Below are 19,790 nucleotides of genomic sequence, written 5' to 3'. Positions count from 1 at the left end.
GTCAGCCCTTCTGTGGGGTGGCTGGGGTGATGGACGAAGTGGTGGGGGCGGCCGTACCGGACGCGGAGGCGGCCACGAGGTCCGCGGGCAGGCTCGCGAAGAAGGCGACGACCTCGCTCGCCTGGTCGCGCGTCAGGATGAGCGGCGGGGCGAGGCGGATCGCGTCGGGCTGGACCGCGTTGACGATGAACCCGGCGTCGAGCGCCAGGCGTGCGACCTCCGCGGAGACCGGTGCCGAGAGCTGGACCGCGATCAGCAGCCCCAGGCCGCGGGTCCCCGCGACCACCGGGTTGCCGCACGCGGCGATCCCGTCGCGCAGCGCCTCGCCGACCGCGCGCACGTTGGCCAGCAGGCCGTCGCGCTCGATCACGCCGAGCGTCGCGAGCGCGGCGGCCGCCGCGACCGGGTTGCCCCCGAACGTCGTGCCGTGCTGACCGCGGCCCAGGAGGGTCGCGGCGCGCTCACCGAACGCCACGACGGCGCCCACGGGGAAACCGCCGCCGAGCCCCTTGGCGAGCGTGACGACGTCGGGCGTGATGCCCCCGCCGATCTCCTGCTGCTGGAACGCGAACCACGACCCCGTGCGTCCCACGCCCGTCTGGACCTCGTCGAGGACCAGCAGGGCGCCCGACGCCGCGGTCAGGTCGCGCGCGGCCACCAGGTAGCCGGGCGACAGCGGGCGCACGCCCGCCTCACCCTGGACCGGCTCGACGACCAGTGCCGCGACCTCGCCGCGCGCGGCGACGGCGTCGGGCGAGAAGGCCTCCTCGAGCGCGGCCACGTCACCGAACGGGACGAACTCGACACCGCCCGGCAGGGGCTCGAAGGGCTCGCGGTACGCGGCCTTCGACGTGAGCGCGAGCGCGCCCATGCTGCGGCCGTGGAATCCTCCCTCGAGCGCGAGGACACGGGTGCGCGTCCCGGGACCACCGACGCCGTCACGGTTGCGCCGGGCCATCTTGAACGCGGCCTCGTTGGCCTCGGTGCCCGAGTTGGTGAAGAAGACGCGCGACCCCTCGGGGGCCTGCGCGAGGTTCAGGAGCCGCTCGGCGAGCGCGATCTGCGTGGGCGAGCCGAAGAAGTTCGACACGTGCCCGAGCGTCCCGAGCTGCGCGCTGACCGCGGCCGTGAGCGTGGGGTGCGCGTGGCCCAGCGCGTTGACCGCGATGCCCGCGAGCAGGTCGAGGTAGCGCTTGCCGTCCGCGTCCCACACGTACGCGCCCTCGCCGCGGACCAGGACCTTCTGCGGTGCGCCGAACGTGTCCATGACCGCGTGCGTGTAGCGCTCGGTCCACTGCGCGACGCTGCCCGGGCCGGCCAGGGTCGTGTCCGCGGCCCCCTCGACGCTCCGGGCGGCGTCGGTGGCCTGCGTCTCGGTGGTCGCCGGGGCGACCTCGGCGGGGTGCGTCGACGAGACCTCGCCGGTCGTGCCGTTCATGACTGCTCCTGCGGGACGGGAAGGGCGGCGGGGGTGGAGGCGAGCGCGTCCGGGACGACCATGGTCCCGTTGCCACGCGTCGTGAAGACCTCCAGGAGGACCGAGTGCGCGACCCGGCCGTCGATCACGGTCGCTCGCGGGACGCCCCCGGACACGGCCCGCAGGCACGCCTCCATCTTGGGAACCATGCCGGCCTCGAGCGAGGGCAGCAGGTCGGCGAGCTCGGAGCGCGTGATCTCGGCGACGAGCGAGCTCTTGTCCGGCCACGACGTGTACAGGCCCTCGACGTCGGTCAGGACGATGAGCTTCTTGGCGCCGAGCGCGACGGCGAGCGCGGCCGCGGCCGTGTCGGCGTTGACGTTGAGAACCTGGGTCGGGTCGTCGATGTCGGGTGCGATGGTCGAGACGACGGGGATGCGCCCGGCGTCGAGCAGGTCCTGGACCGCGGAGGGGTGCACCTCGACGACGTCTCCCACGAGCCCGACGTCCACGGGCTCTCCGTCGACCACGGCGTGGCGCCGCTGCGCCTGGAGCAGGCCGCCGTCCTCGCCCGACAGCCCGACCGCGTACGGGCCGTGCGCGTTGATGAGCCCGACGAGCTCGCGCGAGACCTGGCCCGTGAGGACCATGCGCACGACGTCCATCGCCTCGGGCGTGGTCACGCGCAGGCCGCCGCGGAACTCGCTCTCGATGCCGAGGCGCGCGAGCATCGCGGAGATCTGGGGGCCGCCGCCGTGCACCACGACGGGATGCAGGCCGACCTGGCGCAGGAACACCATGTCGCGCGCGAACGCCGCCTTGAGCTCGTCGTCGATCATGGCGTTGCCGCCGTACTTGACGACCACGAGCGCGTCGCGGAACTCCTGCAGCCAGGGCATGGCCTCGAGCAGGACCTCGGCCTTCTGGCCGGGGGTCAGGTCGGTCCGCGTGTCGAACGCCGCCGACCGGGCGGCGACCTCTGACGTCTGGGCGCTCACGACGAGTACGCGCTGTTCTCGTGGACGTAGTCGTGCGTGAGGTCGTTGGTCCAGACCGTGACCTGGGCGTCGCCCGCGTGCAGGTCGACCTCGACGTGCACCTCGCGGGCCGAGGCGAGGTCGACGAGCTCGCGGGGCTCGCCCACTCCCCCGGCGCGGCAGACCTGGACGCCGTTGATCGACACGTCGAGCGCGAGCGCGTCGAAGGGTGCGACGTCCTCGGGGACGGTCCCGACGGCCGAGAGCACCCGGCCCCAGTTGGGGTCGTTGCCGAACACCGCTGCCTTGAAGAGGTTGGACCGGGTCACGGCGCGGGCGACCGCGAGCGCCGCGGTCTCGTCGCTCGCGTTCGTGACGGTCACCGCGATGTCGTGGCTGGCGCCCTCGGCGTCCGCGACCAGGGCCCGCGCGAGGTCCGCGCACGCCTCGGTCACGGCCGCCGTGAGCTCCTCGAGGGTCACCGGCACCTGGGACGCACCGGAGGCCAGGAGGATCACCGTGTCGTTCGTCGACATGCAGCCGTCGGAGTCGACCCGGTCGAACGTGGTGGCGGTCGCGGCCCGCAGCGCGGCGTCCGCGGTCGCGGCGTCGACGACGGCGTCCGTGGTCAGGACGCAGAGCATGGTCGCGAGGCCCGGTGCGAGCATCCCTGCGCCCTTGGCCATGCCGCCCACGGACCAGCTCGTGGCGCCGTCGACGCTGTGCTCGTCGGCCACGTCGCGCGTGACGAGGACGGTCTTGGGCACGGTGTCCGTGGTCATGATCGCGAGGGCCGCGTCGGGGCCGCCCTCGGCGTCGGCCGCGCCGGCCGCAGCGTCACAGCCCGGGAGCAGCTTCTCCATGGGCAGGCGCTCGCCGATGAGGCCCGTCGAGCAGACCAGGACGTCGCCCGCCGAGACCTCGAGGAGGTCCGCGACGTACTCGGCCGTGCGGTGGGTGTCGGCGAAGCCCTCGGGGCCGGTGCACGCGTTCGCGCCACCCGAGTTGAGGACGACGGCGCGTGCGATGCCGTCGGCGACGGCCTGGCGCGACCACGCGACGGGGGCCGCGAACACGCGGTTCGACGTGAAGACGGCCGCGGCGACGTCGAGCGGGCCCTCGTTGACGACGAGCGCGACGTCCTTCTTCCCGGTGGACTTGAGCCCGGCGGCGACTCCTGCGGCCCGGAAGCCGAGCGGTCCGGTGACGGTCACGGTGCGACCCCTTCGGTGGTCAGGCCCAGGGTCTGCGGCAGTCCCAGGGCGATGTTCATGGACTGCACGGCGCCGCCGGCGGTCCCCTTGACGAGGTTGTCGATCGCGGTCACGGTCACGACGCGGCCCGCTGCGCGGTCGATCGCGACCTGGACCAGGGCCGTGTTGGCGCCCAGAGTCATGGCAGTGGTGGGCCACTGCCCCTCGGGCAGGAGCTCGACGAAGGGCTCGCCGACGTACGCCTGCTCGTAGGCCTGGCGCAGGTCGGCGACGCTCAGGTCCTCGTGGCCCGGGGCCAGGCGGGCCGTCGCGGTCGCGAGGATGCCGCGCGCCATGGGCACGAGCGTGGGCGTGAAGGAGATCGTGACCTCGTCGGCGCCGGCCGAGCGCAGGTTCTGCGCGATCTCCGGGATGTGGCGGTGCGAGCCGCCCACGGCGTAGGGCTGCGCGGAACCGAGCGCCTCGGAGGCGAGCAGGTGCGTCTTGAGCGACTTTCCCGCGCCCGAGTACCCGTTCGCGAGGACCGCGACGACGTCCACCGGGCTGAGCAGGCCCGCGGCGATGCCGGGCTGCAGGCCCAGGGTCACGGCCGTGACGTTGCACCCGGGGACAGCGATGCGCCGTGCGCCCGCGAGGACCTCGCGCTGCTTGGTGTACTCGACGCCCGCGCCGGTCTGCTCGGTGATCAGGAGCTCGGGCAGGCCGTAGGGCCAGGTGCCCGCGTGCTCGGAGCCGTAGAACGCGGTCCAGTCCGCGGCGGACGCGAGCCGGTGGTCCGCGCCGAGGTCGAGGACCAGGACGTCGTCGGGCAGCTGCGCGGCGATCTCACCGGACGCGCCGTGGGGCAGCGCGAGCACGACGACGTCGTGGCCCACCAGGTGCTCGACGGTCGTGGGCAGCAGCACGCGGTCCGCGAGCGACCGCAGGTGCGGCTGGTGCAGCCCGAGCAGCGACCCCGCGTTGGAGTGCGCCGTGAGCGCGCCGATCTCGACCTCGGGGTGCCCGGCGAGGAGCCGGAGCATCTCACCGCCCGCGTAGCCGGACGCACCGGCGACTGCCACTGTGATCGTCATATGCAGAACTATACATAGTTATGCAGTCGATGTGGAACCTCTTCATCCCGGTGCGTCCCGGTGCGGTCCTATGCGCCCCAGACGCCCAGCTCGTTGCCGCTCGGGTCCAGGAAGTGGAAGCGCCGGCCGCCCGGGAAGTCGTACGGCCCCTCGACGATCTCCCCGCCCGCGTCCTGGACCAGCAGCAGGGACTCGTCGAGGTCGGCCGAGAAGAGGAGGACGAGCGGGCCGCCGCGCGTGACCTGGTCCGCGAGCGCCAGGCCGCCCGCCTCCGCTTCGCCCTCCTCCGCGGAGGTCCGGAAGCCCGCATATCCCGGCCCGTAGGGGACGAACTCCCACCCGAAGGCCTCGGCGTAGAACGACTGTGCGGCCCCCATGTCCGTGACGGAGAGCTCGAGGTAGTCGATCGAGTGGTGGATGCCGTGCGCGTGGGTAGCCATGTCCGGCAGCGTGCCATGCGGTACCGACAGGAGGCACCGACACGAGGCCGGCGGGCGCACCGACGCCGGTCAGGCCTGCTGGTCCGACGGCCCGTCGGAGCGGACCGGGCGACGGCAGTCGTCGACGACGGACGAGAGGCTGTGGGTCCTGGACGACGCGCCGGTGTCCGAGACGGTCGTCGCGTTCGGCGGGGCGCTGCTGCGAGTCGGCGAGACGTCGCTCTCACGCTGGGGGTGACGGGACGGCGGTGGGGCCTTGTCGCCCCACCGCCGCGGCTCTCGCTCGTCGGTCAGGCACCGTCCGCCGCAGCGAGCGCCGGGTCGTGGCGCGCCGCGGCCGTCGCCGCGGGGCCTGCTCGCAGCCGCCCGGAGCACAGCGCGCACGCTCGCCCCCAGCACCGACTCGTCCCGCCCCACCGCCCACGCGACCGAGCCGTCCGCGGTGCGGTGCTCTAGGTAGGTCACGGCCCCCGCGTCGGCGCCCGAGGTGACCGACTGCTGCGTGAGCCCCAGCACCTCGACCGGCACGCCCAGCCCGGCGAGGACCCGAGTGAGCGCGTCGACGGGTCCTGCACCAACCGCCGACCGCTCGACCCGCTCACCGTCCAGGGACAGCACGACGTCAAGGCGCTCGCCGCCGTCGTCCGTCTCGCCCGGCCGCGCGACCGACCAGGCGAGCGGCAGGACCTGGCGTGCTCCGTCGTCGGGCAGGACGTACGCCGCCTCGAAGAGGCACCACAGCCCCTCGGCCGTGACCTCTCCCCCGCTGCGGTCTGCGTGCGCCTGGACCCGGCGGGCGAAGTCGATCTGGAGCCGCCGCGGCAGCTCCAGGCCGTACGCGGACTCGAGCAGGTACGCGATGCCGCCCTTGCCGGACTGGCTGTTGACGCGCACCACCGCGTCGTAAGAGCGCCCGACGTCGGCAGGGTCGACAGGCAGGTACGGCACCGTCCAGGGAGCGTCCGCGGGGTCGACGCCCGCTGCTCGCGCGTCCGCGCGGTGACGCGCGAACCCCTTGCGGATCGCGTCCTGGTGCGTCCCGGAGTAGGCCGTGTGCACGAGGTCGCCCGCGTACGGGTGGCGCTCGTGCACACCGATGCCGTTGCAGTCCACGACCGTGCGGCGGATCTCGTCGATGTCGGAGAAGTCGATCATGGGGTCCACGCCCTGCGCGTGCAGGTTGAGGCCCAGGGTCACCAGGTCGACGTTGCCCGTGCGCTCGCCGTTGCCGAACAGGCAGCCCTCGACGCGCTGCGCGCCCGCGAGGACCGCGAGCTCGGCGCACGCCACGCCCGTGCCGCGGTCGTTGTGCGGGTGGACGGACAGGATCACGGCCTCGCGCCGGTCGAGGTTCTGGTGCATGTACTCGATCTGGTCGGCGTAGACGTTGGGCGTCGCGACCTCGACCGTCGCCGGCAGGTTGAGGATCACGGGCCGCTCGGGGGTCGCGTCCCACAGGGTCGTCATGCGCGCGCAGACCTCGAGCACGTAGTCGGGCTCGGTGAGGTTGAAGACCTCGGGCGAGAACTCGAAGCGGACGCGAGGGTCGTCCCCCGCGTGCTGCAGGACCTCGGTGCCCGCGGCGGCGATCAGGTCCGAGAGCTCGGCACGCCCCTTGCCCAGCACGACGTCGCGCCAGGTCGGCGCGGTCGCGGTGTACAGGTGCACGACGACGGGGTTGCGCAGCCCACGGACCGACTCGAACGTCCGGGCGATCAGGTCCGCCCGGGCGGCCGTGAAGACCACGATCGTGACGTGCTCGGGGGCCAGGTCCGTCTCGGCGAGCAGGCGGACGAAGTCGAAGTCGGTCTGCGAGGCGGACGGGTAGCCGACCTCGATCTCGGTGTATCCCATCGCGACGAGCAGCTCGAAGAACCGCCGCTTGCGGGCGGGGTCCATGGGCTCGGTCAGGGCCTGGTTGCCGTCGCGCAGGTCGACGGGCACCCACAGCGGCGCCGCGGTGAGGCGACGGGTGGGCCACCGGCGGTCCGTGAGCGGGACGTCGACGCGCGAGAACACGTCCTGGTAGCGGTGCGAGGGCATGCGCGAAGCGCGCTGGCGGTTCCACGCGGGCTGGCCTGGCGCCTGCGCACCGTCAGGGGTACGCAGCGTGGGGAAGGGGCTGATGGTCATGGTCGTCTGGCTCCGGGGGGGGCGGGCCGCGCGGTGCACGGCAGGCGGGTCCGACCGGCGCACGACAGACCCCCACGGCGGGGAGCCGGTCGGCTCAGGCCCCACCGCGGCGACCAAGAAGGAGTGCGCTCCACGACATGAGGGGTACGCTAGTTGCGATCAAGTCCTCAGACAACCTGAGAGGTTGGCCCCCATGCCCACGCTCCGCCGGCTCCCCCTCGCCGACCAGGCGGCCGAGCTCATGCTCGACCGCGTCCGCACCGGCACGTGGCCGCTCGACCACCGGCTCCCCGGTGAGCAGGCGCTCGCAGCCGAGCTCGGCGTCGGGCGCTCGACCGTGCGCGAGGCCATCCGCCAGCTCGCGGGCAAGGGCGTGCTCGAGAGCCGCCAGGGCTCGGGCGTCTACGTCGTCCGGGCCGAGGCGAGCGACGACTGGGAGGAGGTCCTGCGGCGCGGCGAGGTCGTCGACGTGCTCGAGGTCCGCGGCGCCCTGGAGACCGAGGCCGCCCGGCTCGCCGCGACCCGCCGCACCCCGGCCGACCTCCGCGCCCTCGCCACGGCGCTCGCGGGTCGCGGCGAGGTACCGGCGACCGCGAGCGCCCAGGAGTACGTCGACGCCGACCTGGCCTTCCACCGCGCGGTCGTCGACGCCGCGCACAACGCGGTCCTGACCGACCTGTTCGCCACGTTCGTCCCCCGCCTGCGTCGGGCGATGGTCGACATGATCGAGCTCGACGGCGCGGGCGAGCGCCACCGGCACGACCAGGACGCCCACGAGGCGATCCTCGACGCCGTCCGGGACCGTGACGCCGACCGAGCCGCCGCGTCGAGCCGCCGGCACCTCGACGCCGTCCACGCGAAGGTCGCCCGTGAGCCCCTCGATGCGCGGGGTCGTCGAGCGTGAGAGCCGGGAGGACCCCTGGGGCGCCCAGGACCACCCCGCCACCTAGGCTGACCCCATGCGCGCGATCCAGGCACTCCAGGCAGGTGGCCCCGACGTCCTCGAGCTCGTCGAGCTCCCGACCCCAGCACCCGGACCCGGCGAGCTCCTCGTCGACGTCGCGGCGGCCGGGGTCAACTTCATCGACACCTACCGTCGGGCGGGGGTGTACGAGATGGAGTACCCGCACGTGGTCGGCACCGAAGGCGCGGGCGTCGTCGCGGCCGTCGGCCCGGGCGTCGTGGACTTCGGGCCCGGCGACCACGTCGCGTGGACCAACGCGCACGGGTCGTACGCCGAGCAGGTGGTCGTCCCCGCGGACGTCGCGATCCCGGTACCCGCGTCGGTCGACCTGCACGTCGCGGCGGCCGTCGGCCTGCAGGGGCTCACGGCCCACTACCTCGTGACCTCGACGTACCCGGTCCAGCCCGGCGACGACGTGCTGCTGCACGCGGGGGCCGGCGGCGTCGGCCTGCTCGCGACCCAGCTCGCGGTGCGCCGCGGTGCGCGCGTCATCACGACCGTCTCGACCGAGGCCAAGGCCGAGCTGTCGCGCGCGGCCGGTGCGTCCGACGTCGTGAACTACGCCGAGCTCGACGACCTGACGACCGAGCTGCCCGCGATCGTGCGCGACCTCACGGGCGGGCGCGGCGTCGCCGTCGTCTACGACTCGGTCGGCAAGGACACGTTCGAGGCGTCCCTCGCCTCGCTGCGCCGCCGCGGCATGCTCGTGCTGTTCGGCGGGTCCTCGGGCCAGGTGCCGCCGTTCGACCTGCAGCGTCTCAACAAGGGCGGTTCGCTGTTCACGACGCGCCCCAAGCTCGACGACTACACCGCGACGCGCGCCGAGCTCCTCGACCGGGCGAGCGAGGTGTACGCGCTCGTCGCCTCGGGTGACCTCGACGTGCGCGTGGGGGCGACGTTCCCACTGGCACGCGCGGCCGACGCGCACCGCGCCCTGGAGGGGCGCGCGACGACCGGCAAGGTGCTGCTCGTCCCCGGCCTCGACGCCGGCACCGGCACGACGCCCGGGCCGGCCACGGACCCCGCCTCGTGAGCTGGGACTGGGTCCCGCCACGACCCGGCGAGGACGAACCCACCCGCCGCTCCGACCGGCGCCTGCGCCTGGCGCTGACGGTCCTCCTGGTCGTCTTCACGGGCGTGCTCGCGGTGTACTACCTGACCGTCGGGCTCGACCAGATGCGCACGCAGTGCCTGGCCGACCGCCCCGCGGGCGTCTCGACCAGCGAGGTCACCACGACGTGGCGCTGGTGGCCGCCGGGGTACGACTGCGGGTACCCGGCGGACGGCGCGCAGAGCGCGTAGCGATTCCCGCGCCGAGAAGTGAGCAGATGCCCCGGTTCGAGCCCGATCCGGGGCATCTGCTCACTTTTCGGCGGGAGCTCAGTGCGCGGCGAGGGGCGGCGCCGGCCAGGTCGGTCGCGTCAGCCCCTGCTCGAAGAACAGGTACTCGTGCATCGAGGACAGCTCGAACGCGCGCAGCATCCGCTCGCGCTCGGCGGGCGAGGCCCAGCGCGCGGCCTCGTCGGCGAACGAGCACGCGGCACGCGTCGCCTCGGCGAAAGCCGGGTCGCCGTAGAGCGCGATCCACCGCGCGTAGGGGTGCCCGTCGAGGTCTCCTGCCTGGCGCACCAGGACGTCGCCGATGTGCGAGTACAGCCAGTAGCACGGCAGCAGGGCCGCGACCGTCTCCGCGTAGGACCCGTTCGAGGCCGCGTGGAGGTGGTTCGTGTAGGCGGCCGTCACGGGAGACGGGTCGACGCTCTCGACCGCCCCACGGTCCATCCCGGCGTGCTCGCCCAACCAGTCGCGGTGCAGCGCCTGCTCGACCTCGAGCGAGGTGACCGCGGCGCCCGCGAAGAACTGCCGCGCCTCGGGCGTGGGCGCGAGCCGGCTCGCCCGCGACAGCACGCGCGAGTACTCGGCGAGGTACGCGGCGTCCTGCGCGAGGTAGAACCCGAAGTCCCCCGCTGAGAGGCTCCCGTCCGTGAGCTCCCGCACGAACCCCATCCCCTCGACGGCCTCGCGCCACCCCGCGATGCGCTCCCAGGCCTCCTCGGAGAACGCCCGCTGCCCGAGCGTGGGCAGGTGCGCCAGGTGGTCGACGGGTCCGCGCCCCGTGCCCACGGCCAACGCTCCCCCGGCTCGCAGCGCGCCCGTGAGCCAGGTCTTCGCATCGCGCACGGCGCCCGCCCAGTCGTCACGCCGGGGTCGCAGCGCGGCGACCGCCGCCGACAGCGAGCACCCGGTCCCGTGGGTGTGCACGGTGTCGACGCGGGGCGCCGAGAAGGTCGTGACGTCGTCGGGCCCGCGAGCGCCCACCAGGGCGTCGGGCGACTCCTCCCCGGTGAGATGACCACCCTTCAGGAGCACGACGGCGCCGCTCACCACGTGCAGGCGCCTCGCCTGGGCGAGGGCGTCGGACCAGGTGGTCGCGGTCTGCTCGCCCACGAGGACGGCGAGCTCAGGGAGGTTGGGCGTCACGAGGTCGGCGAGCGCGACCAGCTCGCGCACGGCCTGCTCGGCCCCCTCGTCGAGGAGCCGGTGGCCGCTCGTGGCGACCATGACGGGGTCGAGCACCACGAACGGCGGCTTCGCGCGCCCGAGCCACGCGGCGATCGCGCGCGCGTTGGGCTCGTTGGCGACCATGCCGATCTTCACGGCGTCGATCACCACGTCGTCCGAGACCGCGTCGAGCTGCTCTGCGAGGAACTCCGCGCCAGGGACGTGGACCGTGCGGACGCCGTGCGTGTTCTGCGCGACCAGGGCGGTCGTGACCGCCATGCCGTACGCGCCGTGCGCCGCGAACGCCTTGAGGTCGGCCTGGATCCCGGCGCCCCCCGTCGGGTCGGTGCCTGCGATGGACAGGACGCGGGGGCGGGAAGGCTCGGGCCCCCGCGACGCGCCGTGCTCGTCCGCGACCACGGCGTCCGCCGCAGGCGTGCGGGCAGGTGCGGGCCGGACAGGTGTGGTGGTGGCAGCAAGCGACATTGCCGACATCCCTTCGCTAGTGCTAGCTAGATCAGGTTCGACGGGTGTGATCTCAGCCCGGCTCGTGGGAGCGGGCACCCCGTGTCTTCGCAGGGAACTCTAGCTGGCGGAAAGTCCTGCCGGTCGGCGGAGACCACCAGGTGTCGCGAGAGGTCGGAACGGTCGAGGCCTACGAGGCCTCGGCCGGCACGGTCTGCACCATGAGGCTCGACAACGGGACGTACCGGTCGAGGCACCGGACGACGCGCTCGACGTCGGCGCGCGCGGCGTCGGGCACGAGGGCGACCGTCGTCGGGCACGAGGGCGACCGTCGTCGGGAGCGGCGGCAGAGCGAGTGGTGTGACGGCGTACTCGACCGAGGGGTCCTCAGTGCAGACGTTGATCCCGTCGGGCCACCCCTCGACCACGACGAGCCACGGCCCCTGCGTGGGGATCGCGACCCGCCCGGTCGAGCCCGGCGCCGCGGCCAGCGCGAGCGAGCCGCACGACACGGCCAGGACTCCGACGAGCAGTGCCGTACGGCGGGGCATGGCGGTCACCTCGTGGTCGTCCTCGACGGCGGGGGCAGGTGGAGCAGGTGGGGCCACCACCGTAGCCGAACGGCGAGGGCTAGACCGCGAACCGGTCGGTCGCCGCGACCAGCGCCTCCGGGAACCCCTGGCCCCCGTGACCCGCGCCCTCGAGCACCACGAGCTCGCTCCCCGGCCACTCCCCGTGCAGACGCCACGCGACGTCGAGCGGTCCCGACACATCCTGCCGCCCGTGCACCAGGACGGCAGGCACCGTGCCGAGCCCGCGCACCCCGGCCAGCAGAGCGCCGTCGGGCAGGAAGGCCGCGTTGGCCCAGTAGTGCGTCACCAGGCGTGCGAACCGCAGCCGGAACTCCGGGTCCTCGTAGCGGTCCCAGGGCTCGAACCCGTGCACGAGCGAGACGTGCACGTCCTCCCAGCGGCACCAGGCCACCGCTGCGCGCTCACGCACCGCACGATCCGGGGACGCGAGCAGGCGGGCGTAGGCCGCCGCGAGGTTGCCGTCGCGCTCCGCCACGGGAACCTCGGCCACGAACCGGTCCCACTCCTCGGGGAAGAGACGACCCATGTCGCGCGTGATCCACTCGACCTCTCGGGCCGTGGTGCTCGTGACCGCTCCCAGGACCACCTCGGTGACGCGCTCGGGGTGCGCCACCGCGTACGCGAGCCCGAGCGTCGCACCCCACGACGTCCCCAGGACCAGCCACGCATCGATACCGAGGTGCTCGCGCAGCCGCTCGACGTCCGCTACCAGGTGCGCCGTGGTGTTCGTCGACAGGTCGGCGTCGTCCTCGCTCGCGAGCGGTCGGCTCCGACCGCAACCCCGCTGGTCGAGAAGGACCACGCGGTAGCGCTCGGGGTCGAACGGCCGCGCCGATCCCGGCGTGCTCCCTGCTCCCGGCCCGCCGTGCAGCACGACCGCGGGCTTGCCCTCCGGGTTGCCCCGCGCCTCCCACCAGATCTCGTGGCCGTCGCCGACGTCGAGGAAGCCCTGGGCATGTGGTGGGGTCACGGCGTACATGTCCGGCAGCGTACCGAGCGCGAGCGACGCCCCCCTGTGATGCTGGGGGCACGATCAGCACCCGTGGGAGGCAGCATGCGCGTCACGACGGCCGACATCCAGCGGATGACCACCGCGTTGTTCATCTCCGAGGGCCCGACGGCGCGATCCCGGCTGGCCACGTTCTGGACCCTGCTGATCCTCGCGGCCGTCATCGCGTCGGCGGGTGTCGCGGCCGACAGCACGGCCACCGTGATCGGTGCCATGATCGTCGCGCCCCTCATGACGCCCATCGTCGGGACGGCGCTCGCGATCGTCCTCAACGACCACCGGAACCTGACCTCGTCGGCGCTCCTGGTCGTCGCGGGAGCCGCCGGGGTGGTCGCGACCGGCTACCTCGTCGGCCTGTTCGTCCCGATCGAGATCGTCGCGGCGACCAACAGCCAGGTCGCGGGCCGCGTGACGCCCCAGCTCATCGACCTGCTCGCGGCGCTCGCGACCGGGGCCGTCGGGGCCTTCGCCCTGGTGCGGGCCGACGTGTCGGACGCGCTGCCCGGCGTCGCGATCGCGATCTCGCTCGTCCCGCCGCTCGCGGTCGTCGGCCTCACGCTCGAGTCGGGCGCCCCGGACCAGGCCCTGGGGGCTCTCCTGCTGTTCGCGACCAACGTCGCCGCGATCATCGCGACCGGCACGCTCGTCTTCCTGCTGTTCCAGGTCCGCACGGCCGCGGGCGAGGCCGAGAGGTTCGTGGGGCCGCTGCGCGGCGCGAGCCTCGTCACGGTCGCGGCGGCGCTGCTCGTCGTGGCGGTGCCCCTCAGTGCGATCAGCCAGCACGTCCTGCGGCAGAACGCCGACAAGATCGCCGCCGCCCCCGTCGCCGCGGCGTGGGCCGAGCAGGAGCAGTGGACGGTCACCGGGATCTCCTTCAGCGGGTCCGTCCTGAGGATCGAGGCGATCGGCCCGGCCCCCGAGGCGGACCCCGGCACCCTGCGCACGGCCCTCGACGAGGCCGGGCTCGCGGACGTCGACGTCGACGTCACGCTCGTCATCGGCGGGACGCGGCGGCTGCCCGCGTCCGAGTGACCGAGCATCCGACGCGAGCCTCCGGTTGAGCCGGAGCGCGCGGCGGCGGATGCTGGGGGCGACCGTCCGGTCCAGCCACGAGGAGGTCGGCCATGCCCCCGACGCACGACGTCTCGCCCCACGAGAGCGCACGTACCGCTCGCACCACGCTCACGTCACCACGAGCCCGACGCGTCGCCCTCGCCGCTGCCCTGGTCGTCGGGGCGCTCGCGCTCGCGGCCTGCGCTCCCGGTCCCAACCCCGACGTCGGCACGCCCACCGCGGACGGCAGCCCGGCCGGGTTCTGGCTCGGCCTGTGGCAGGGCGTCATCGTCCCCGTCACGTTCGTGGTCTCGCTGTTCACCGACACGGTGAACATCTACGAGGTCCACAACAACGGCAACTGGTACGACTTCGGCTTCGTGCTCGGGCTGGGGCTGTTCGTGGGCGGGCCGTTCGGCGCCTCGCGGGGTCGCCGCAACCACTGACGATGAGTTCCGGCCCGGTCCCGAGTCTGCCCTCGTGACCGCAGGAGCGCGCCGTGCGTCCCTGCCCGAGCCCGCACGGAGGACACCATGACGACCCCGCCCGACGACTCGACCACACCGAGGTCCGCCCGACCGCCCGTCGTCGACCTGGCTACCTGGGAGGCCGCTCGGGACGAGCTCCTGGACCGCGAGAAGGCCCACACGCACGAGGGAGACGCCATCGCGGCTGCCCGACGGCGACTGCCCATGGCGAGGATCGACGGCACCGTGAAGGTCGTCGGCCCCGACGGGCCGGTCCCGTTCGTGGAGCTGTTCCAGGGGCGCGACGAGCTCGTGATCTACCAGCACATGTGGCACGACGGCGCACCGCACCAGGGCCAGTGCGAGGGCTGCACCTGGACGGCCTGGAACCTGAAGGACGCCGTCTACCTCAACGCGCGCGGCGTCTCGTTCGCCATCGTCACGACCGGGGCGTGGGACGAGGTCGCCCCGTTCGTCGAGTTCATGGGCTACACCCAGCCCTGGTACTCGGTGCGCGACCTGGACGCGCCCGTGGGCGGCGAGATGGGGTACCTCTCGTGCTTCCTGCGCGACGGCGACGACGTGTTCCTCACCTACCGGACGACGGGTCGCGGCACCGAGCCGACCAACCCGGCGTTCGCCCTGCTCGACATGACGCCCTACGGCCGTAGCGAGGCCTGGGAGGCGCAGCCGGACGGGTGGCCCGAGGGGCGCGACCCGGGCTGGTTCTGGCGCTCGGACGCGGACGGCGTCGCCGGCTGGAGCGAGACCACGCGTCCCGTGCCGCAGTGGACCCGGCCGGGGGCCACCGCCGTGGAGACCCTCGGCCGGCACGGTCACCACCACTGACCGTCGGACGGCGCGAGATCAGCGCGCGGGAAGCGCTCCCGGCATGGGGTCGTCGTCGCCGAAGCGCGTCACGCGCAACCGACGCGCCTCGGGTCCGGGCACGGCCTCCACGTCGCGGGAGCCGGCAGCGGCAGCCGCTCGCAGCGACGCGGGCGAGTCGTGCGTGACCCGCACGAAGGTCCCCGACCACGCGTCGAGCTCGCCGGCCGCGATCGCGACGATCATCTCGACCGTGCGCTCCACGGGCGTCCACTCGGTGCGCCCCACGTGCATGTCCATCGACGCGGTCAGGTCGGTCTGCACCACGCCTGGCGAGACCTCGAACGTCCGCAGCCCGCGGGCATGGCCCGACAGGTGCAGGTTCGACCCGATGCGCAGCAGCGCCGTCTTGCTCGCGTTGTAGGCGGTCGCGCCGTTCATGTCGTGCGAGCCGGCACCAGAGCTGAGGTCGACGACCCGTCCCCCACCCCGCGCGAGCATCCCGGGGACGAGCGCCCGCGCGAGCAGGAACGGCCCGCGCACGTTGGTCTCCATGACGGACCACCACTCGTCCGGGTCGGCCTCCCACAGCGGCACCTCGGCGTCGATGCGCCCGGCGTTGTTGACCAGGAGGTCGATCCCGCCCAGCTTCGCCTCGGCCCGCGCGACGGCCGCGTCCACGGCGGCGGGGTCGCCCACGTCCGCGACCAGACCCACGGAGCGGCGACCCAGGGCGCGGACCTGAGCGGCGACGTCGTCCACGCGGGACGTGTCCCGGCCCAGGACCGCGACGTCGAGGCCCGCACGGGCGAGACCCAGCACGACCGCGCGGCCGATCCCGCGCGCACCACCCGTGACGAGGGCGGTGCGCGCGGGGGCCACGGTGGTGACGTCAGCCACGGAGCTCGGCCCCGACCTTCTCGTGCGCCGCAGCGACCGCCGCGGCGCGCACGGCCGCGGAGTCCTCCGTGGTGAGCGTGCGGTCGGTGCCGCGCAGGCGCAGCGAGAACGCGAGCGACTTCTTGCCCTCGCCTACCTGGGGGCCGGTGTAGACGTCGAACAGGGCGAGCTCCTCGAGCAGGTCGCCCGCCCCCTCCTCGATCGCGGCGCGCACGGCCGCGGCCGGCACGGAGGCGTCGACGACGAGCGCCAGGTCCTCCTTCGCGAGCGGGAACGACGAGACGGGCTCGGCCTGGACGGGCTGCTGGGGTGCGGCGGCGATCAGCGCGTCGAGGTCGACCTCGAACGCGACGGTCCGCGCGGGCAGGCCGAGCGTCTCGAGCACCTTGGGGTGCAGCTCGCCCGCGTGCCCGACGACGGCCCCGTCCGCCAGCTCGAGCCTCGCCGTCCGGCCCGGGTGCCACGGCGCGTGGTCGTGGTCGGCGACCACGCTCACGGTGGCGCCGACGCGCTCGGCCACGAGCCGGGCGGCGGCCAGCGCGTCGGTCCAGTCGGCCGCACGACCCGCGCCCCACCAGCCCGAGGCCACGCGCTGGCCGGTCAGGACGCCCGCGACGCGGCGCGGCTGCGGCGGCACAGCGGCCTGCAGCGTCTCGAGGTCCTGCTCGCTCGGGCGGACGCCGCCCGGGAGCTGCGGGGCTGCCGGTGCACCGGGCACGGGGCGCGTCACGAGGCCGATCTCGAAGATCGCGAGGTCCGTGTTGCCGCGTCCCACGTTGCGCTTGAGCGTGCCGAGCAGCGTCGTCAGCAGGTTCGTGCGCATCTCGGGGTGGTCGTCCGCGAGCGGGTTGACGAGCCGCAGCGCACGGCGACGGTCGTCGTCCGCGGGCAGGCGCAGGTCGTCGTGCGACTGCGGGTTCACGAACGGGTAGCTGAGCGTCTCGACGAACCCGGCCTCCGCGAGGGCGCGCGCGACCGAACGACGCAGCTGCTGCGCGGCCGTGAGCCCGCGACCCGCCGGGGCGGGCGGCAGGATCGACGGGATCTTGTCGTAGCCGACGAGTCGGGCGATCTCCTCGACGAGCTCTGCGGGACCGGTCAGGTCGGGACGCCACGTCGGCGGCGTGACCTCGAGGGTCGTGCCGCCGTCGAGGTCACGGACCGTGCAGCCGATCTCCGCGAGCACGCCACGCACCTGCTCCGAGGTGTACGGAACGCCCACGAGACGCTCGGCCTCGTGGATCGGGAACACGATCGAGGCGACGGGCGGGACCGTGTTGAGGTCGCTCACGGCGTCGTCCACCGTGCCGCCGCCGAGCTCGACGAGCAGGTCGACGACGCGCTGGGCGGCGACGGGCGGCAGCGCCGGGTCGGCACCGCGCTCGAAGCGCTTGGCCGCCTCGGAGGGCAGCTTGTGACGGCGTGCGGAGCGGGCCACGGTGATCGGGTCGAAGTGTGCTGCCTCGACCAGGACGTCGGTCGTGGTCTCGCCGACCTCGCTCGACGCCCCGCCCATGACGCCCGCGATCCCCAGCACGCGCGAGCCGCGCGCCCCCTCGGGCGAGTCGGTGATGAGCAGGTCCTCGACGTCGAGGCGGCGTTCGACGGCGTCGAGCGTCGTGAGCCGCTCCCCCGGCGCCGCGCGGCGCACGACGATCGGCCCTGCGACCTTGGCGAGGTCGTAGGCGTGCAGGGGCTGACCGAGGTCGAGCATGACGTAGTTCGTGATGTCGACCGCGAGCGAGATGGGGCGCATGCCCGCCTGGGTCAGACGGCGCTGCATCCATGCCGGGGTCGGCGCCTGCGGGTCGATGCCACGCACGATCCGCGTGACGAAGCGGTCACAACCGGTCACGCCGTGGATCGGGGCGTCGTCCGCGACCTCGACGGGGAAGCCGTCGGGCGTCACGCCGGGCAGGTCGCCCGTCGGGAGCCCGCGGTCCGTGAAGGCCGCGCCCGTCGAGTGCGAGAACTCGCGGGCCACGCCGCGGTAGGAGAAGCAGTACCCGCGGTCCGGGGTCACGTTGATCTCGAGGACCTCGTCGCCCAGGCCCAGGAGCTCGAGCGCGTCCGTGCCGGGCGTCGTGTCGTAGCCCGTCTCCGGGGAGTACCCGTAGCGGTCGAGCACGATGATGCCGTCGTGGTCCTGCCCCAGCCCCAGCTCCTTGGCCGAGCAGATCATGCCGTCCGAGACGTGGCCGTATGTCTTGCGGCTCGCGATGGGGAACGGTCCGGGCAGCACAGCGCCGGGCAGCGCGACGACGACCCGGTCGCCCGGGCCGAAGTTGTGCGCGCCGCAGATGATGCCGCGCGGGGTCCCGCCCTCGGCGACGGGGACGCCGTCGACGTTGTGCGCCCCGACGTCGACCTGGCACCAGTTGATGACCTTGCCGTTCTTCTGCTCCTCGGGCTGGACCGAGACGACCTGGCCCACGACGAGCGGACCGGTGACGGACGACCCGTGGATCGCCTCCTCCTCCAGGCCGACCTTCACGAGCGCGGCGGCCAGCGTCTCGGCCGTCAGGTCGGCCGGCAGCTCGACGTGCTCGCCGAGCCAGTCGATGACGATGTTCGGCATCAGATCCCCATTCCGAACTGGGTCGAGAAGCGGACGTCGCCCTCCACCATGTCGTGCATGTCAGCAATTGCGTGGCGCAGCATGAGCGTGCGCTCGATGCCCATGCCGAACGCGAAGCCCGAGTACACCTCGGGGTCGATCCCCGCGGAGCGCAGGACGTTCGGGTTGACCATGCCGCAGCCTCCCCACTCGATCCAGCCTGCTCCGCCCTTCTTCTGGGGGAACCACAGGTCCATCTCGGCGCTGGGCTCGGTGAAGGGGAAGAACGACGGGCGCAGGCGCGTGCGGGCCTCGGGACCGAACATCGCCTTGGCGAAGTGGTCGAGCGTGCCGAGCAGGTGCGCCATGGTCAGGCCCTTGTCGACCGCGAGACCCTCGACCTGGTGGAAGACGGGCGTGTGCGTCGCGTCGAGCTCGTCGGTGCGGAACACCTTGCCGGGGCACGCGATGTACACGGGCAGCTCGCGCTCGAGGAGCGTGCGGGCCTGCACGGGCGACGTGTGCGTGCGCAGCACGAGGTTCGACGGCTCGCCGGGCTCGCCGTCGGGTCCCGTAGGGGCCTGGAGGAAGAACGTGTCCTGCATCTGACGGGCCGGGTGGTCCGGTCCGAAGTTGAGCGCGTCGAAGTTGAACCACTCGGCCTCGATCTCCGGGCCCTCCGCGATCTCCCAGCCCATGGCCGTGAAGAAGTCGGCGGCGCGCTCCTGGAGCGTCTCGAGCGGGTGGCGGGCGCCGACGGGCGCGCGGTCGACGGGGAGCGTCACGTCGACGGACTCCTCGACCAGGACGCGCTCGTCGCGCTCAGCCTCGAGGACCTGGGTACGTGCGGCGAGCGCCTGGTTGAGGCGGCCGCGGATCGGGCCGAGGAGCTTGCCCGCGGCAGCCTTGTCGGCGGGCGCGAGCTGGCCGATCTGGCGGTTCGCGAGCGCGAGGGCGCTGCGGTCGCCGGTGTGCTCGAGGCGCACCGTCTTGAGCTCGTCGAGGTCGCGGGCGGCCTCGACGGCGGCGAGGGCCTCGAAGAGGACGGCCTCGAGCGCGGGGCCGTCGAGCGGCGACGGCGCGGCGGGCTGGACCGGATCAGGGGTGGACATGCGTGCCTTCCTGGCGGGATCGGGATCGGACGCGCAGAGGTCACCTCGCGCGTCCAACTGAAGATTCTAGAGCGCCCGCCGGGGCA

General features: G+C 73.7%; 17 protein-coding genes and 1 riboswitch. Of the genes, 6 read left to right on the top strand and 11 right to left on the bottom strand.

The genetic code is table 11. The annotated features are described in order from the left end of the window. Nucleotide 1 precedes the first annotated feature (1 nt). From ACZDYF_RS17585 to ACZDYF_RS17560, 6 genes are all read right to left on the bottom strand, one after another. On the bottom strand, nt 2–1,438 hold the full coding sequence (locus tag ACZDYF_RS17585) for an acetylornithine transaminase (RefSeq protein ID WP_475060481.1): 1,437 nt from the start codon (nt 1,436–1,438) through the stop codon (nt 2–4). Then, a complete protein-coding gene (gene argB / locus ACZDYF_RS17580) occupies nt 1,435–2,415 on the bottom strand; it encodes an acetylglutamate kinase (RefSeq protein ID WP_475060477.1) in 981 nt (326 codons plus the stop codon). The genes ACZDYF_RS17585 and argB overlap by 4 nt, the downstream gene beginning before the upstream one ends. Beyond that, entirely contained in the window at nt 2,412–3,608 is a 1,197-nt protein-coding gene (gene argJ, locus ACZDYF_RS17575) for a bifunctional glutamate N-acetyltransferase/amino-acid acetyltransferase ArgJ (protein WP_475060474.1), read from the bottom strand. Before argJ ends, argB begins: the two co-directional genes overlap by 4 nt. Next, nucleotides 3,605–4,681, bottom strand: a complete 1,077-nt coding sequence (argC, locus tag ACZDYF_RS17570; protein WP_191790705.1) for an N-acetyl-gamma-glutamyl-phosphate reductase — start codon at nt 4,679–4,681, stop codon at nt 3,605–3,607. The genes argJ and argC overlap by 4 nt, the downstream gene beginning before the upstream one ends. Before the next feature lie 68 nt (nt 4,682–4,749). Continuing rightward, nucleotides 4,750–5,121: a VOC family protein gene (locus tag ACZDYF_RS17565; protein WP_475060471.1), complete on the bottom strand. Its 372-nt coding sequence runs from the start codon at nt 5,119–5,121 to the stop codon at nt 4,750–4,752. Nucleotides 5,122–5,190: 69 nt separating this feature from the next. Next, a complete protein-coding gene (locus ACZDYF_RS17560; RefSeq protein WP_475060468.1) occupies nt 5,191–7,254 on the bottom strand; it encodes a 2-isopropylmalate synthase in 2,064 nt (687 codons plus the stop codon). A 193-nt stretch (nt 7,255–7,447) separates the two neighbouring features. Between ACZDYF_RS17560 and ACZDYF_RS17555 the strand changes: the two genes are divergently transcribed. From ACZDYF_RS17555 to ACZDYF_RS17545, 3 genes are read left to right on the top strand one after another with little or no spacing between them, the layout of a single operon-like run. Further along, nucleotides 7,448–8,158: a FadR/GntR family transcriptional regulator gene (locus ACZDYF_RS17555; protein ID WP_475060465.1), complete on the top strand. Its 711-nt coding sequence runs from the start codon at nt 7,448–7,450 to the stop codon at nt 8,156–8,158. Nucleotides 8,159–8,213: 55 nt separating this feature from the next. Further along, complete coding sequence (locus ACZDYF_RS17550; RefSeq protein ID WP_475060462.1) at nt 8,214–9,251, top strand: quinone oxidoreductase family protein; 1,038 nt, start codon at nt 8,214–8,216, stop codon at nt 9,249–9,251. Next, nucleotides 9,248–9,520 carry a hypothetical protein gene (locus tag ACZDYF_RS17545; protein WP_191790699.1) on the top strand — a complete coding sequence of 91 codons (273 nt, stop codon included), beginning with the start codon at nt 9,248–9,250 and terminating at the stop codon, nt 9,518–9,520. Before ACZDYF_RS17550 ends, ACZDYF_RS17545 begins: the two co-directional genes overlap by 4 nt. Before the next feature lie 78 nt (nt 9,521–9,598). On the opposite strand, the gene thiD is transcribed toward ACZDYF_RS17545, so the two are convergent. Both thiD and pip read right to left on the bottom strand, forming a co-directional pair. After that, on the bottom strand, nt 9,599–11,206 hold the full coding sequence (gene thiD / locus ACZDYF_RS17540) for a bifunctional hydroxymethylpyrimidine kinase/phosphomethylpyrimidine kinase (protein WP_475060458.1): 1,608 nt from the start codon (nt 11,204–11,206) through the stop codon (nt 9,599–9,601). Further along, nucleotides 11,198–11,298, bottom strand: a riboswitch (TPP riboswitch). Its footprint overlaps the gene before it by 9 nt. A gap of 517 nt (nt 11,299–11,815) precedes the next feature. Next, the gene (pip, locus tag ACZDYF_RS17535) at nt 11,816–12,757 is read right to left on the bottom strand and encodes a prolyl aminopeptidase (protein ID WP_475060453.1); all 942 of its coding nucleotides are present in this window, start codon (nt 12,755–12,757) and stop codon (nt 11,816–11,818) included. A gap of 75 nt (nt 12,758–12,832) precedes the next feature. Between pip and ACZDYF_RS17530 the strand changes: the two genes are divergently transcribed. The 3 genes from ACZDYF_RS17530 to ACZDYF_RS17520 all read left to right on the top strand — a co-directional run bounded on the left by ACZDYF_RS17530 (nt 12,833) and on the right by ACZDYF_RS17520 (nt 15,156). After that, on the top strand, nt 12,833–13,819 hold the full coding sequence (locus ACZDYF_RS17530; protein WP_475060450.1) for a DUF389 domain-containing protein: 987 nt from the start codon (nt 12,833–12,835) through the stop codon (nt 13,817–13,819). Nucleotides 13,820–13,911: 92 nt separating this feature from the next. Further along, nucleotides 13,912–14,286 carry a hypothetical protein gene (locus ACZDYF_RS17525; RefSeq protein WP_475060447.1) on the top strand — a complete coding sequence of 125 codons (375 nt, stop codon included), beginning with the start codon at nt 13,912–13,914 and terminating at the stop codon, nt 14,284–14,286. 87 nt (nt 14,287–14,373) lie between these two features. After that, entirely contained in the window at nt 14,374–15,156 is a 783-nt protein-coding gene (locus ACZDYF_RS17520) for a DUF899 family protein (protein ID WP_475060444.1), read from the top strand. Nucleotides 15,157–15,174: 18 nt separating this feature from the next. On the opposite strand, the gene ACZDYF_RS17515 is transcribed toward ACZDYF_RS17520, so the two are convergent. From ACZDYF_RS17515 to pheS, 3 genes are read right to left on the bottom strand one after another with little or no spacing between them, the layout of a single operon-like run. Next, nucleotides 15,175–16,035 carry an SDR family NAD(P)-dependent oxidoreductase gene (locus ACZDYF_RS17515; RefSeq protein ID WP_475060441.1) on the bottom strand — a complete coding sequence of 287 codons (861 nt, stop codon included), beginning with the start codon at nt 16,033–16,035 and terminating at the stop codon, nt 15,175–15,177. Then, on the bottom strand, nt 16,028–18,613 hold the full coding sequence (gene pheT / locus ACZDYF_RS17510) for a phenylalanine--tRNA ligase subunit beta (protein ID WP_475060436.1): 2,586 nt from the start codon (nt 18,611–18,613) through the stop codon (nt 16,028–16,030). Before pheT ends, ACZDYF_RS17515 begins: the two co-directional genes overlap by 8 nt. Continuing rightward, entirely contained in the window at nt 18,613–19,704 is a 1,092-nt protein-coding gene (gene pheS / locus ACZDYF_RS17505; protein ID WP_475060433.1) for a phenylalanine--tRNA ligase subunit alpha, read from the bottom strand. The genes pheT and pheS overlap by 1 nt, the downstream gene beginning before the upstream one ends. Nucleotides 19,705–19,790 lie beyond the last annotated feature (86 nt).

The organism is Oerskovia sp. PE-21s (genome assembly GCF_056158145.1).
The sequence above is the reverse complement of the archived record's forward strand: the minus strand, read 5'-3'. Positions and strand labels throughout refer to the sequence as shown.

Bases quoted from the DNA above. Each gene is read 5' to 3' on its own strand.
- ACZDYF_RS17520 (WP_475060444.1), top strand. From the start codon at position 14,374: ATGACGACCCCGCCCGACGACTCGACCACACCGAGGTCCGCCCGACCG.
- pheS (WP_475060433.1), bottom strand. From the start codon at position 19,704: ATGTCCACCCCTGATCCGGTCCAGCCCGCCGCGCCGTCGCCGCTCGAC.
- ACZDYF_RS17565 (WP_475060471.1), bottom strand. From the start codon at position 5,121: ATGGCTACCCACGCGCACGGCATCCACCACTCGATCGACTACCTCGAG.
- thiD (WP_475060458.1), bottom strand. From the start codon at position 11,206: ATGTCGCTTGCTGCCACCACCACACCTGTCCGGCCCGCACCTGCCCGC.
- ACZDYF_RS17530 (WP_475060450.1), top strand. From the start codon at position 12,833: ATGCGCGTCACGACGGCCGACATCCAGCGGATGACCACCGCGTTGTTC.
- argC (WP_191790705.1), bottom strand. From the start codon at position 4,681: ATGACGATCACAGTGGCAGTCGCCGGTGCGTCCGGCTACGCGGGCGGT.
- ACZDYF_RS17525 (WP_475060447.1), top strand. From the start codon at position 13,912: ATGCCCCCGACGCACGACGTCTCGCCCCACGAGAGCGCACGTACCGCT.
- ACZDYF_RS17555 (WP_475060465.1), top strand. From the start codon at position 7,448: ATGCCCACGCTCCGCCGGCTCCCCCTCGCCGACCAGGCGGCCGAGCTC.
- ACZDYF_RS17585 (WP_475060481.1), bottom strand. From the start codon at position 1,438: ATGAACGGCACGACCGGCGAGGTCTCGTCGACGCACCCCGCCGAGGTC.
- ACZDYF_RS17550 (WP_475060462.1), top strand. From the start codon at position 8,214: ATGCGCGCGATCCAGGCACTCCAGGCAGGTGGCCCCGACGTCCTCGAG.
- pheT (WP_475060436.1), bottom strand. From the start codon at position 18,613: ATGCCGAACATCGTCATCGACTGGCTCGGCGAGCACGTCGAGCTGCCG.
- ACZDYF_RS17560 (WP_475060468.1), bottom strand. From the start codon at position 7,254: ATGACCATCAGCCCCTTCCCCACGCTGCGTACCCCTGACGGTGCGCAG.
- pip (WP_475060453.1), bottom strand. From the start codon at position 12,757: ATGTACGCCGTGACCCCACCACATGCCCAGGGCTTCCTCGACGTCGGC.